12 protein-coding genes are annotated in these 14386 nt (G+C 32.1%); 10 read left to right on the forward strand and 2 right to left on the reverse strand.

Features of this window, described 5'->3' with window-relative positions; genetic code table 11:
- Positions 1 to 4: 4 nt before the first annotated feature.
- From fabG to OLM51_RS12335, 6 genes are all read left to right on the forward strand, one after another.
- The gene (gene fabG, locus OLM51_RS12310; RefSeq protein ID WP_073481292.1) at positions 5 to 751 is read left to right on the forward strand and encodes a 3-oxoacyl-[acyl-carrier-protein] reductase; all 747 of its coding nucleotides are present in this window, start codon (positions 5 to 7) and stop codon (positions 749 to 751) included.
- Between the two features lie 87 nt (positions 752 to 838).
- On the forward strand, positions 839 to 2866 hold the full coding sequence (locus OLM51_RS12315; RefSeq protein ID WP_264550909.1) for a hypothetical protein: 2028 nt from the start codon (positions 839 to 841) through the stop codon (positions 2864 to 2866).
- Between the two features lie 65 nt (positions 2867 to 2931).
- The gene (locus OLM51_RS12320; protein WP_264550910.1) at positions 2932 to 3765 is read left to right on the forward strand and encodes a DUF4846 domain-containing protein; all 834 of its coding nucleotides are present in this window, start codon (positions 2932 to 2934) and stop codon (positions 3763 to 3765) included.
- Positions 3766 to 4512 (forward strand): M15 family metallopeptidase, encoded by a 747-nt coding sequence (locus tag OLM51_RS12325; RefSeq protein WP_264550911.1) that lies wholly within the window; start codon positions 3766 to 3768, stop codon positions 4510 to 4512.
- A gap of 69 nt (positions 4513 to 4581) precedes the next feature.
- A complete protein-coding gene (locus OLM51_RS12330; protein ID WP_264550912.1) occupies positions 4582 to 5478 on the forward strand; it encodes a LysR substrate-binding domain-containing protein in 897 nt (298 codons plus the stop codon).
- A 75-nt stretch (positions 5479 to 5553) separates the two neighbouring features.
- A complete protein-coding gene (locus OLM51_RS12335) occupies positions 5554 to 6525 on the forward strand; it encodes a YeiH family protein (RefSeq protein ID WP_264550913.1) in 972 nt (323 codons plus the stop codon).
- A gap of 77 nt (positions 6526 to 6602) precedes the next feature.
- Here the strand turns inward: OLM51_RS12335 and OLM51_RS12340 are convergent, their stop codons facing one another.
- Complete coding sequence (locus OLM51_RS12340) at positions 6603 to 7559, reverse strand: hypothetical protein (RefSeq protein WP_264550914.1); 957 nt, start codon at positions 7557 to 7559, stop codon at positions 6603 to 6605.
- A gap of 181 nt (positions 7560 to 7740) precedes the next feature.
- Between OLM51_RS12340 and OLM51_RS12345 the strand changes: the two genes are divergently transcribed.
- A complete protein-coding gene (locus OLM51_RS12345) occupies positions 7741 to 8739 on the forward strand; it encodes a zinc dependent phospholipase C family protein (protein ID WP_264550915.1) in 999 nt (332 codons plus the stop codon).
- A gap of 112 nt (positions 8740 to 8851) precedes the next feature.
- Here the strand turns inward: OLM51_RS12345 and OLM51_RS12350 are convergent, their stop codons facing one another.
- Positions 8852 to 10942, reverse strand: coding sequence for an LTA synthase family protein (locus OLM51_RS12350; RefSeq protein WP_264550916.1), 2091 nt, complete (start codon positions 10940 to 10942; stop codon positions 8852 to 8854).
- Between the two features lie 204 nt (positions 10943 to 11146).
- On the opposite strand from OLM51_RS12350, the gene OLM51_RS12355 reads away from it, so the two are divergent.
- The 3 genes from OLM51_RS12355 to hisG all read left to right on the forward strand — a co-directional run bounded on the left by OLM51_RS12355 (position 11147) and on the right by hisG (position 14381).
- Positions 11147 to 11812, forward strand: a complete 666-nt coding sequence (locus OLM51_RS12355; protein WP_264550917.1) for a response regulator transcription factor — start codon at positions 11147 to 11149, stop codon at positions 11810 to 11812.
- The gene (locus OLM51_RS12360; protein WP_264550918.1) at positions 11813 to 13213 is read left to right on the forward strand and encodes a sensor histidine kinase; all 1401 of its coding nucleotides are present in this window, start codon (positions 11813 to 11815) and stop codon (positions 13211 to 13213) included.
- Between the two features lie 310 nt (positions 13214 to 13523).
- A complete protein-coding gene (hisG, locus tag OLM51_RS12365) occupies positions 13524 to 14381 on the forward strand; it encodes an ATP phosphoribosyltransferase (RefSeq protein WP_264550919.1) in 858 nt (285 codons plus the stop codon).
- Positions 14382 to 14386 lie beyond the last annotated feature (5 nt).

Raw genomic sequence — 14386 nt, forward strand, 5'->3', positions numbered from 1 at the left:
TAATATGAAATTACTAGAAGGAAAAGTAGCAATCATTACGGGCGCTAGCCGCGGAATCGGAAAAGGAATTGCAGAAGTTTTTGCTAAACACGGTGCAAACGTAGCATTTACATATAGTTCATCTGCTGCTTCTGCAGAAGCACTTGAAGCAGAGTTAAATAGTTTAGGAGTTAAAGCAAAAGGATACCAGTCTAATGCAGCTGATTTTAATGAAGCTCAAACTTTTGTTGATGCTGTTTTAGCTGATTTTGGAACTGTTGATATTTTGATAAACAATGCCGGAATTACAAAAGACAACTTATTGATGCGTATGTCTGAAGCCGATTTTGATCAGGTAATTGATGTTAACCTGAAATCTGTTTTCAATATGACAAAAGCGATTCAGAAAACATTTTTGAAACAACGCGCTGGTTCTATTATCAATATTAGTTCAGTAGTTGGAGTATCAGGAAACGCAGGACAAACTAATTATGCAGCTTCAAAAGCCGGTGCAATTGGTTTTACTAAATCTGTAGCGCTTGAATTAGGATCTCGTAATATTCGTTGCAATGCAATCGCTCCTGGTTTTATTGAAACTGAAATGACTGCAAAATTACCTGAAGATGTAGTAAAAGGATGGAGAGACGGAATTCCGTTGAAACGTGGCGGAACTACTGAAGATGTTGCAAATGCATGTCTTTTCTTAGCTTCAGATATGAGTGCTTACGTTACAGGACAAGTTCTTAATGTTTGTGGAGGAATGCTTACCTAGTAAGGTACTGAGGGACTAAGTTACAAAGGTTCAAAGGTTTTGTTTTGGAATCTTTGAATTATTAAATCTTACAATCATTAAATATATATGACTACAAACACGATTTTATTATTATTACTTTCTTTAGTAATAGCGGGTGGGTTGTCGTATTTTCAATATTTTTTTAAAGCCAAAAACAAATCAAATCTGATTTGGTTTTTGGCTTTTTTACGTTTTTTGGCCATATTCGGTTTATTGGTTTTGCTTATAAATCCAATTATATCCAAAAGTTCTCTCGAAATCACAAAAACACCTTTGGCAATTGCTGTAGACAATTCAAGTTCTATAGAGGCTTTAAAATCAGATAAAAAAGTTGCCGAATTGTATCAAAAACTAATTTCAAATCCGGCCCTAAAAGAGAAATTTGAAATACAGTCCTATCAATTTGATACCGATTTTAAACCCTATGACAAATTCGATTTTAAAGGAAAACAAACCAATCTTGATGAAGTAGCCAAGAATCTAAAAAGCATCAATAAAAACCTGGTTTTTCCAACTGTGATTATAACAGACGGAAATCAGACTACAGGAAACGACTATGTATATCGATTTGATCCTGTCAATAAAGTTTATCCTTTGGTTGTGGGAGATACAACCACATTTTTTGATTTAAAAATCAATCAGCTCAACGTTAATAAGTACGCTTTTCATAAAAATAAATTTCCGGTCGAAGTTTTTCTTCAATACGCAGGGGACAAAACAACAGCTGCCGATTTTACTATTTCACAGGGGAATTCAATTGTAGCAAAAGAGAAAGTTTCTTTTTCTCCGTCAAAAAAAACGGCCACAGTAAATTTACTTTTGCCGGCTGATAAAGTTGGATTGCAGATTTTCAGAGCAAACATTTCTTCAAATGCAAAAGAGAAGAATAGCTATAACAATATTAAAAATTTTGCTGTTGAAATTATCGATCAAAAATCTACAATCGCGATAGTTTCAGCAATAAATCATCCTGATATTGCCGCTTTAAAACGAGCAATAGAAGTTAATGCACAGCGTAAAGTAATCTTGGTTAAACCAAATGATATTAATCAGTTACAAGAAGCTTCTGTTTTGGTTTTATATCAACCAACAAGCGCTTTTAAAGCAGTATTTGATAATAATAAAAATGCAGGAAGAAATACGTTTATTATCACCGGAAACAGCACCGATTTTAATTATTTAAATCAACAGCAAAACAATCTGGTTTTTAAAATGAGCGGACAAATTGAAGATTATTTATCTGAATTTCAATCTCAGTTTAATTCCTTTGCAATAGATAATATAGGTTTCGAGAATTTTCCACCGCTTCAAAATTTGTTCGGAAATGTTTCAACTAACGGAAATGTATCTGTTTTGCTGTCGTCTAAAATCAGAAACGTTTCTACCAATGCGCCTTTATTGGCTTTCGCCGAAAATCAGGGAAGAAGAACCGCTTTTCTTTTAGGAGAAAACAGCTGGAAATGGCGTTTACAAAGCCATATCGATAATCAGAGCTTTGAAAAATACGATGTATTTATAGATAAAATAATTCAGTATTTAGCCACTTCGGCCTCCAAAAAATCATTAGTAGTTACACATGAGAGTTTCTATAATTCAGGGGACGAAATCATTATAAATGCGCAGTATTTCAACAAAAATTATGAGTTTGACGAAAAAGCAAGACTTACAATTACCGTGACAAATGCCGAAACAAAACAAAGTAAAAACTACGATTTATTAAAAGGAAATAATTCTTTTTCGGCCAATCTGAACGGATTAGCAGCAGGAAAGTATAATTTTACGGTAAAAGAACTAAATTCTAATACTTCGTATTCCAGTCATTTTGAAATTCTGGATTTTGATATTGAGAAACAATTTGTAAATCCGGATGTTTTAAAACTAAAACAATTGGCATTACAAACCAATGGAAAAGCTTTCTTCGAAAATCAGGAAGAAGATCTGATCAATACACTTTTAGAAAATAAAGAATACAAATCAATAGAAAAGAATGTAACCACCAAAACTCCAATAATTGACTGGGTTTGGTTGCTAATTTTAATTGCTGCTTTATTGACGACAGAATGGTTTGTTAGAAAATATAACGGATTATTGTGATAAAATATAATCGAATTCCTTCCAGCTTTTTGTAATCTAGTGGTTATCAATTAAAAGTCTAAATTATGAAAGTTAAATTCTTGTTTATTGTAGCAATTTCGATGGTAATTTTTTGTCTTTTTTCATTTTCAAAGACAAATAATGCCAACAAAAGCAATCTTTTGGAAAACACGATTAATCAACGTTTTCAAGTGCCTCAGGGATTTGTAAGACAAGAGGAATCTAAAACTTCATTTGGATATTTTTTGAGAAATCTTCCGTTAAAACCTTCGGGTTCAAATGTTTTGTATTTTGACGGTACTATAAAATTAAACAGAAACGTTTATGAAGGAGTTGTGGATTTACCCATTGGAAAACAGGATTTACATCAATGTGCTGATGCCGTGATGCGTTTACGCGCGGATTATTTTTATAGCCAAAAACAGTACGATAACATACATTTTAATTTCACGAATGGTTTTCGGGCTGATTTTAGTAAATGGGCCGCAGGTTACAGAATTGCAATTAAAGGCAACAAAACCAGTTGGGTTAAAACTGCAAAACCATCTGACAGTTATGAAACCTATTGGAAATACTTAGAGAAGGTCTTTATGTATGCAGGAACGGCTTCATTAGAAAAAGAACTCAAACCAATTAATGTTTTAGACATAAAAATAGGAGATGTTTTTATAAAAGGAGGCTTTCCAGGTCACGCTGTTATTGTGGTTGATATAGCTGTGAATCCAAAAAATAACCAAAAAATTATGCTTTTGGCACAAAGCTATATGCCAGCACAGGAAATTCAAATATTGAAAAACCCAAATAATAGCTCATTGGGTCCTTGGTATACTATCGATTTTGGAACCTCTCTGAAAACACCCGAATGGACTTTTAGTTCCTCACAATTAAAACGTTTTTAAATGAAACGATTCTTTTTTTTAGTCCTTATTTTTCAAAATGCTTTTTCTCAAGAAATACCGTTGAATGTTCAAAAATTAATTAAAGCATACCCAGATCAAATTGTTGGTTATAAAGACAATAAAATTATTTTTAGTGATAAATCAATTTTGATTTATGATGATTTTAAAAATAAAACGAATCAAGAATTGTTAGATAATCCTGATATTGAGGATCAATTTAAGTATGTTTATAATAAAGCAAATAAGAATTTAATTCCAAAGGATGATGCAGGAAGAATTCGAAATGAAGCTTTTTTTAAGAAAATTTACGGAAATTCAAAATCAGAAGTTGAATCAAAAATGACTGAAATTATTTGGTGTCCAAAATTAGTTAATCAAAAAATAAAAGTAACAAGCGTAAATGGAATTGATAAAATAGTAAAAAAACTCTCGGCAGAATTAGATAATAATCCGGAATTTAAAAAATATATTAATGCTATTGGAGGTACATTTAGTTGGAGAAAAATTTCAGGAACAAACCGATTAAGTATGCATAGTTATGGAATGACAATAGATATTAATGTCAAAATTTCCAATTATTGGCAATGGGATTGTAAATGTAAAAATGAAGAAGCTACTCTTTCGTATAGAAATCAAATTCCTCTCAAGCTAGTTTCAATTTTTGAAAAATATGGCTTTATTTGGGGAGGAAATTGGAAACATTATGACACCATGCATTTTGAGTATCGACCTGAACTTTTGTTATAAGTTTTTAAATTATTTTATTGTAAAAAATATTACAGAAGAAAGTGGATTACGAATTAAAAATTTATGATTATGGATTTTAGGCTAAAAGTATTTTATACCGTTGCACTTCGCCTTAATTTCACTAAAGCGGCCACAGAGTTGTATATTTCGCAGCCTGCCGTTTCAAAACACATTCAGGAGCTGGAAGAAAAGTATAAAACTAAACTTTTTGAACGTAACGGCTCTAAAATTGCTTTGACATCAGCCGGAGAAATTCTTTTAAAGCATACCAAAAATATACTTGAAATATATCGCGAGATCGATTTTGAAATGAGTTCATTTATTAGCGAGCGTCAGGGTTCATTGCGATTGGGAGCAAGTACTACTATTTCTCAGTATATTATTTCTCCAGTTTTGGCACGTTTCCATCAAAAACAAAAAGATATAAAAGTCAATTTATTAAACGGAAACACAGAACAAATTGAAACCGCTCTAATCAATAAAGAAATCGAAATTGGAATTGTAGAAGGACAATCAAAAAATCAATCCATTAAATATACTCAGTTCTTAAAAGACGAATTGGTTTTAGTATGCAGCAGTAAAAATCCCATTGCAAAACAGAATGAAGTTTCTGTAAACGATTTAAAATCAATGAAATTTATAACCCGTGAGCGAGGGTCAGGTACACTTGAAGTTATAGAATATGCTTTGAAAAATATAAATCTGAACTTAGCAGATTTACAAATCGAAATGCAATTGGGTAGTACAGAAAGTATAAAATCGTATTTATTAAATTCAGATTGTTTTGCTTTTATGTCCATTCATGCAGTGGGTAAAGAGCTAAAAAATAACGAATTAATGGTTTTGGATATTGCAAATCTATCCATTGAGCGATATTTTTACGTTATTACATTAATGGGAAAATCCGATGCATTATCAGAGATGTTTATTCAAAACATGTCATCTTATTATAACATGAAGTTATAGCCGATCGTATTTTACGATTGGCGGTTTCAATTTAAAGGGGCGAACTTTGCAGAACAAATATCAAATATCTTTATTTTGAAAACTAAAAATCACACATCGTCACAACTATTAGAAGTTAATTATTATTTACAACTGGCCATTTTTGCCGGTATCATTGTACTGTGTCTTTTTTCTGTAATCTCTCCGCCAATTGCTTTATTATTTGGTGTTATTCTGGTGAATGTTTTTGGAAATCCATTTGTTGAATTCAACGGTAAAGCGATTTCCTTTTTACTGCAGTTTTCTGTTGTTGGTCTGGGATTTGGTATGAATGTCGCAAGCGCAGTCTCAGTAGGAAAAGAAGGTTTTCTGTTAACGGTATTCTCCATCTTTAGTACGCTTATTTTTGGTTTATTATTAGGAAAATGGCTGAAAACCGAAAGAAAAACATCGCACTTAATCTCTTGCGGAACTGCAATTTGCGGAGGAAGTGCCATTGCAGCAATCGCTCCCGTAATTAAATCCAATGAAAATGAGACTTCAATTGCTTTAGGTGTCATCTTTATATTAAATTCAATAGCCTTATTTGCATTTCCGTTTATTGGTCATCAGTTTGATTTGTCTCAAAAAGAATTCGGATTATGGTGTGCCATTGCGATTCATGATACAAGTTCTGTTGTAGGAGCAGCAAATAAATATGGTGTAGAAGCATTACAGGTTGCTACAACGGTAAAATTAGCCAGAGCATTGTGGATTATTCCGATATCACTTTTAGCGGCATTCACCTTCAAAAATAAAAGCGGAGGTGCTACAGCAAAAATCAAAATTCCATATTTTATCGGATTGTTCGTCGTTGCAATGCTTATTAATTCTTATGTGCCATCAGTATCAATGTTTTCAGGGAGTATTGTACATCTTGCTAAAATTGGCTTAACAATTACCTTATTTTTAATTGGTGCAACTTTAAACATTAATACTTTAAAATCAGTAGGAGTGAAGCCTTTACTACAAGGAGTTCTGCTGTGGATATTTATCGCTGTAACTTCGCTGTTTATAATCTGCTTTTAACCGTAAATAGAAAGCCAAAGATTTCAGTTGTATCACTTGAAATCTTTGGCTTCTAAATTTTGGAAAATTTTAAAAATCTACTTTATATTCGAAAATTTCACAACTGGTTTACCTACAGTTTTATACCATTTACCACTAAAAGAAAAATGTCTTTCAATCACAAAGTTAAATTGCTTTTTAGTTTTTGCCAGTGTTGCCAGTTCTTCAGGCAAATCAACTTCAAAATCATCCTCTGTACCTTTGGCTTTTTTGTACGAACCGGTCGTTGTAATAACAAAGTCTCTGAAAAACTTTTTGTTATTATCAGTAACTACAGTGTATGAACCTGACCAATTTGAACTTACACTATTTGATAAAGCATAATAACCCACTTCCATCAAAGACTGGTATTTGCCATCAAACCCTGCGATAAGATATAAATAAGCACTATATGGGGCTCCTGGGCCGCCATTAGCATGTACAAGTGATAACGCATACTGATCTTCTCCAATCTGAACAAGTTTTGGAGTTGGACACTGCGCAAAAGATCCAAATGCTGCAACAGCAGGCTGAAAAGATCTCATTTCCCATGAGTTTCCGTTTTTAGCAAATTTAGCAATGCCTAATAATCCACCGGAAAAACGACCTGTCTGCAAGCCATCTTCGTCATATTGAGAATGATTAAATGTGAGAATTCTAAATTGATTTCCTTTAGAATCAGCATAATCAATACTGGAAAGAAGTCTTGTAGCAACACCTCGTTCGTATGGAAATAACTGATCTCCTTCAACTTCATTAACATCAGGAAAAGGCGCCGGTTTACAGCTTTTACAATTCCAGCTTACAAAAGTGTTTTTGTCGGCAAGATTATACAATTTTCCCGGAAACAACTTTTGCATCACTTTAATATCATTAAGAGGATCAGCCATTTTAAGCGTTCTTTTGGTGTTAAGAATGGTATCACTTACATTTTTCAACAGAACATCCGGTTCTTCCTGAGCATGGCTAAAAGTGGTAAAAAGAATAAAGAGCAGGTAAAAAGAATTAAGGCGCATGAATAAAAATTTTATATAAAAAGTAGTACAAAAATAGGTAATTGCCCTGACGTTCAATTTAAAAAGATGGCACTTTTTTACTTCAAAAATTTAAAATAGAAAAATTTTAACAATCTTAAATGGTTCTCTTTTGAATTATCTATAAAATAAGGTAAATTTGACCCCTCAAATAAAAAATCAAATGAAAAACTTTAAAATGAAACCAAAATTAATTGCCTTTTTTGCTATAATTGTTGGTTTTTTTACTTTGTCATGGGGAATTGTAGGCCATGAAAGAATTAATAAAGCTGCTGTGATGGCTTTACCAAAATCGGTTCAGGTTTTCTTTTACAATCACATCGACTTTATTACACAGGAAGCTTCTGTTCCGGACATTCGTAAATATGCTTTAAACTATAAGGACGAAAATCCAAGACACTATTTTGATATGGAAAACTTTGGTCCAGTAGACAGTATTCCACAAACTATGGAAGCGGCAAAGAAAAAGTATGAAGCTAAGTTTTTGAACGATAACGGAATTTTACCTTGGTATATCGAAGATATGATGGTAAAGTTAACTAAAGCTTTTAAAGAGAAAAACAGAGCCGAAATTTTGTTTCTTGCTGCAGATTTAGGACATTATATTGGTGATGCACACATGCCATTGCATACCTCTGCAAATCATGATGGACAATTGAGTGATCAAAAAGGAATTCACTCACTTTGGGAAAGCAGATTACCGGAATTATTTGCTAAAAACTACAAATTAAATGTTCCGCAGGCAACTTATTATCCAGATGTTCATAAAGCAACATGGGATATGATCAATGATACACATAGTTTGGTTCAGCCTTTGCTTGATATCGATAAGAAATTAAGAACTTCAACTCCTGAAAACAAAGTTTTTGAGATGGATGCTGATGGAAAAGTGATTAAAACTAAATACAATACTCCAAAATTCTCTGACGAATATTCTGCAAAACTTCACAAAGATTTAAACGGAATGGTTGAAAATCAAATGAGAAAAGCCATTACTGCAACTGCAAGTTTTTGGTACACAGCATGGGTAAATGCCGGAAAACCAGATTTGAGTGATTTAGATGCACCTGCTGTTACACAAAGAAACTTTACTTCTTTGCAGGAAGATTTAAAACTATACCAAAAAGGAGATCTATTCGGAATGAGAAATCAAAACGACTAAACTCAATTTTATTTCAAGTTTAAAATTTCTGAAATAAATATTAAATATAAAAAAGCCTCAAATTATTGAAATTTGAGGCTTTTTTATATCGTTATTTTAGCAAAGCTAAAATTTACTTTTGATACTTTTTTTCTTTAAGCATATAAGATGCCGACTGATAATAAGAAACGGCATCATTTATCAAATCAGTTCTCACTGTTTTTAAAGGTGTTTCATCATAATTAAGCTGAAATTCCGGAGCAACTCCTGGTTTTGGTTTAAGCTTCAAAGCAAACTGTCTTACTTGTTGTTTAGGTGATAAAATGGTTAATACATTATCTTTTATCAATCCTAAATCCTGATAAGTAGCAATAAGAGCTCTAGGCTTATAATCAGGTTTTAGAACATCCTGACCAAAAAATTTACTGTCGTAATTAAAATGCAATAGACCAAAAAGAGTAGGCATTACATCAATTTGCGACATCAATTGCGTGTATTTTGCAGGTTTACCATTTGGCGTGTAAATAAAAGCAGGAATCCTGTATTTGTCTAACGGAAGTTCTGTTTTTCCGGCACTTGACGCACAATGATCTGCAACAATTACAAAGACAGTATTCTTAAACCAAGACTGTTTACTCGCCATTGCAAAGAATCTTTTCAAAGCATAATCCGTATATTTTACCCCACCATCACGGGATTTAATGTCTCCCGGAATATCAATTTTATTATTTGGGTAAGTAAAAGGCCTGTGGTTACTCACCGTCATAATATGATTAAAGAAAGGTTTATTATCTTTAGATTCAGCGTTGATTACCTTTATTGCTTTGTTGTACATATCTTCATCGCAAACTCCCCATACATTAGAGAATGTAATTTCCTCCGGAGAAAAACTAGATTTATCTACAATTTTATATCCGTTTCCAGAATAAAAGTCCTGCATATTATCAAAAAAAGCATCTCCGCCGTACATGAAGTTTACATTGTATCCTTTCTCTTTAAATACATTTCCTGTAGAGAATTTATTCTTATTATCTTCTCTTTTTACCACACTTTCTCCGGCTGTTGGAGGTAAACACAATGTTACAGCTTCAAGTCCGCGAACGGTTCTGTTTCCTGCAGCATACAAATTGGTAAACTGCAAGCTTTTTTGAGCCAAACTATCCAAAAAGGGTGTAATACTTTGCTCATTTCCGTAAGCCTTCATAAAATCGGCACTATAACTTTCAATCGTGATCAGAACTACATTTTTTCTATTTTCAGTAGAATCCCCGGTAATTTTACGATTGGTGTTTTCTCCTGTAATTCCAGGGAATTGTTGCTTTAGAATGGCAAAAGCCTCTTGATTTGGCAATGTTTTATAAAACTTGAAATAATCTAATTTGTTATTCTGAAAAGCCAGATAGAATTTATAAATTCCATTTGCCTGCAACTCATTTACAAATACATTCTTAGAATTCTCCGTTTTTGCCAAAGTTGGAATTGCAAATAAAGAAACCAAAAACAAAACGATATAAACACCTGAAATTTTGATTTTTTCTTTAAAATCAGGGATATCATTGAGATAGTTTTTAGATTTTTGGAGAATAAAATAAGTCACAATTGAAGTAATGATAAAAAGAGCAGAAAATATTGGTATAACAGGATATGACTGCATAATATTACCAATAACTTCATTAGTATAAATTAAATAGTTTACAGCAATAAAGTTGTATTTTACTCCAAATTCATTCCAGAAAAAGTATTCGCTTAAACCATTCTGAAGTATCAATAAGACATAAAGAAAAATAACAAAAGCAAATAACCAGAATCTAATCTTGTCTCTTAGTTTAGGAAGAAAAAGTAAAAGAGAAAAAAGAAGTGTTTTAAGACCTATAAAAATGAGAACAATTCGGGGCAATGCACCGCCATATTCGTCAAAAATACTTTTTCCTGATGCTACATAAAGAAATAAAGCAGCAAAAACACCTAATATGATATATCCGTAAGGCTTATAATATTTTGAATTTGAAATAAAAATTAGATATAGCCATAAAAAGCTACTGGCAACAACAAAAACAAAGAAATCTGAAAGAAGACCTAAACTAAAGATTTTCAAACTCTCAAGAATACTAAACGATGTTTGTGTTATGGGATGAAAGAACAAAACCATTCGTAGCAAAAAACTAACTGCAAAGTAAAACAGAGCTAGATTGTAAAAAGGGGACATTTTTTTGTAAAAAGCCATGGTATTTAATTTTTTACAAAATTAATTTGCATTAATTAGCAAAAGATGAAGTTATGCTTTTACCTTGCTTAGTGTTAACTTAATGTTTACTTAAGATGATTAAATTGGTTAATTCTAAAGGTTTATAGTAATTTCTAAGCCTGAAAATTTTTATCTTTGACAAACAAAAGCTTTAAAAACAATTATAAATCAAAAGAAAAATAGATGCATATTTTAATAGTTGAAGATGAACTGGGTATTGTACAATTTTTGCAGCAGGGATTGCAGGAAGAAGGATACCAGATTACAACGGCAAATGATGGTTCTAAAGGTTTTGAATTAATTCAGAATCATAAATTTGATTTAATCTTGTTAGACTGGATGCTGCCTAAAATTAATGGTTTAGACCTTTGTAAAGCAATCAGAATCAAAGATCACACAACCCCAATTATTTTTCTAACGGCAAAAGATACGGTTCAGGAAACTATAGAAGGGCTGAAAGCAGGTGCAAATGACTATATAAAAAAACCTTTTAGCTTTGAAGAATTGGTTGAAAGAATCAAAATTCATTTTAGAAATAAAAAAGGAACTGAAAAACTAACCCTGGGAACAATTACTATCGATTTAACAAAGCATATTGTTCTTAAAAATGACGAAGAAGTCGCTCTTACTCAAAGAGAATTTGAATTACTTACCTATTTAATTCAAAATAAAGGAAAAGTTTGTACACGAAATCAGATACTGAAAGATGTCTGGGAAATCAATTTTGAATATGATACCGGTGTCATTGACGTTTTTATGAATGCCATCAGAAAAAAACTCAATTTAAAAATTGAAGAAGACTACATCAAAACAATCCGCGGTATCGGTTATATCGCAAACGACTTATAAATGATACAACTTTCCTTTAAAAATAAAATTGCATTAAACTATATTATTACCACAGGATTATTAATATTAGTCGTCTTTTCAGCCATCTATTCTATTGTAAAACATACTGTTTACAGCCATATAGATGAAAATATTAATATTGAAATTCAGAATCATCTTAAAGAAATCAAAGTTGAGAAAGGCAAAGTGATTTTGATTGATGAAGAAGAATGGAGTGAACGTGAGCACAATACCGTTGATGTAAACCCAGTTTTTGTCGAATTTTTAGATTTGAACAAGCGAATTATCGAAAAAGCACCCAATTTAAAAACAGAGACACTGGAATTTAAAGATTCAGTAGAAGATTATAAGTTGTTTGATACCAAAATGGGGGAGAACGCCATTAGACAAATTCAGGTTCCGCTACATATTCAAAATAAAAAAATTGGCTATATAATTGTTGCAATGTCACTGGCAGATTCCAAAATGGTACTCAACAATTTGTTTGATATCATGAGTTTTTCATTTCTTGCCATTTTATTCTTGCTGTTTTTTATTGCCAGATTCTTTGCCGGGCGTAGTATAAAACCAATAAATGCAATAATAAATACTTCAAAAATTATTACCAAAGATAATCTGAAGACGCGGATTCCTTTGCCCAAAAGCCGCGACGAATTATATACACTTTCAAAAACCATAAATAGTCTTTTAAATCGAATTGAGGATGCCATTGAACGCGAAAAACAATTCACTTCTGATGCATCACACGAATTAAGAACGCCGTTAACCGTTATTAAAGGAACACTTGAGGTGTTAATACGTAAACCCAGAGATACAAGTGAGTATAAAGAAAAAATAAACTATTGTATTAATGAAGTAGATCATCTTAATACATTGGTAGATCAGCTTCTTTTAATGGCTCGTTTTGAAAACCAAAAGCAAAGCATAAATATAGAATCTGTTTATTTGAATTCAATATTATTAGATGTTTTAACTTTAAATTCTGAGAAAATAAATAAGCAGGGAATTAACGTTAAATTTGATGCTCAACAGGATTATTATATTCAATCAGATAATTTTTTAATCATAACGGTTTTAAGAAATTTAATTTCGAATGCTATTAAATATTCTAATGAGAGTGGCCAGGTTTCGATCTCACTTACAAAACAAAATGATAAAACAATCTGCAAAATTGAAGATAACGGAATTGGAATTGCAAAGGCAGATTTAGAATCGATTTTTAATCCGTTTTTCAGATCTAACTCAACAGATCATCCACAAATAAAAGGAACAGGATTAGGTTTGTCAATTGTAAAACGAATAACAGGATTACTAAACATTAAATTTAAAATCGAAAGCGAGCTGGAAGTAGGTACAACGGTGATTTTAAGTTTTCCGGATAATATTAAAACGTTATCGTAAATTAAAAATTACCAGTAAAAACAGGCTCTTTGCTATTTTTTAACAATAAACTATCGTTAAGTTATATTAAAATTTGTTGTTTTATGAAATTAACTAGTATATTTGCAACCGAATCAAAGAATTATAAAACAACCCAAAACATGATTTCAAATCAATTACATCATCATCATTTTCATTATTGCTCTCAGGCGATGTGTTAATGGTATGCGTGTAAATCATCATATTTTAAAACCCGTTTGAGTACATCAAACGGGTTTTTTTATTCCAATTCTTTGTACTCAGACTATTAATTCAACAAACAACTAAAAAAATGAGTACTTTAAAAATTGCAATTCAAAAATCAGGTCGTTTAAACGAAGACAGCATTCAGATTCTAAAAGATTGTGGTATTTCAATCAACAACGGAATCGATCAGCTGAAAGCCGAAGCTTCAAATTTCCCCCTTGAAGTTTTATATTTAAGAAATTCAGATATTCCGCAATACTTAATAGACGGAGTCGTAGATTTAGCCATTGTTGGTGACAACCTTTTAGTAGAAAAAGGAAAAGGAATTGAAGTAGTCCAAAAATTAGGATTTTCGAAATGCAAAGTTTCTGTAGCCGTTCCTAAAGCTTTTGAATACAACTCAGTTCAGGATTTAGCCGGTTTGCGTGTAGCAACTTCATACCCAAATACCGTAAATGAGTATTTTAACTCTTTTGGACTTACAGTAGACATTCACCAAATTTCAGGTTCTGTAGAAATCGCTCCAAACATTGGTCTTGCCGATGCCATTGTAGATATTGTTTCAAGCGGAAGCACCTTATTCAAAAACAATCTAAAAGAAGTTGAAGTTATTCTGAAAAGCGAAGCAGTTTTGGCAGTTTCACCAAAAGTTTCTCCGGAAATTCAAAAACACATCGACACTTTAAAATTCAGAATTCAGGCCGTTTTAAGAGCCAGAAATTCGAAATATATCTTAATGAACGTTCCAAACGATAAAATTGATGCAGTTGGAAAAATCCTTCCGGTTTTAAGAAGTTTAACTGTATTACCACTCGCACAAGAGGGCTGGAGCAGTGTTCACTCAGTAATTGACAAAGACACTTTTTGGGATGTAATCGATCAGTTAAAAGAAGTAGGTGCAGAAGGAATTCTGGTTTGCCCAATTGAGAAAATGGTACTATAAAAAGA

This window comes from Flavobacterium sp. N2038, from assembly GCF_025947185.1.
Taxonomy (GTDB): domain Bacteria; phylum Bacteroidota; class Bacteroidia; order Flavobacteriales; family Flavobacteriaceae; genus Flavobacterium.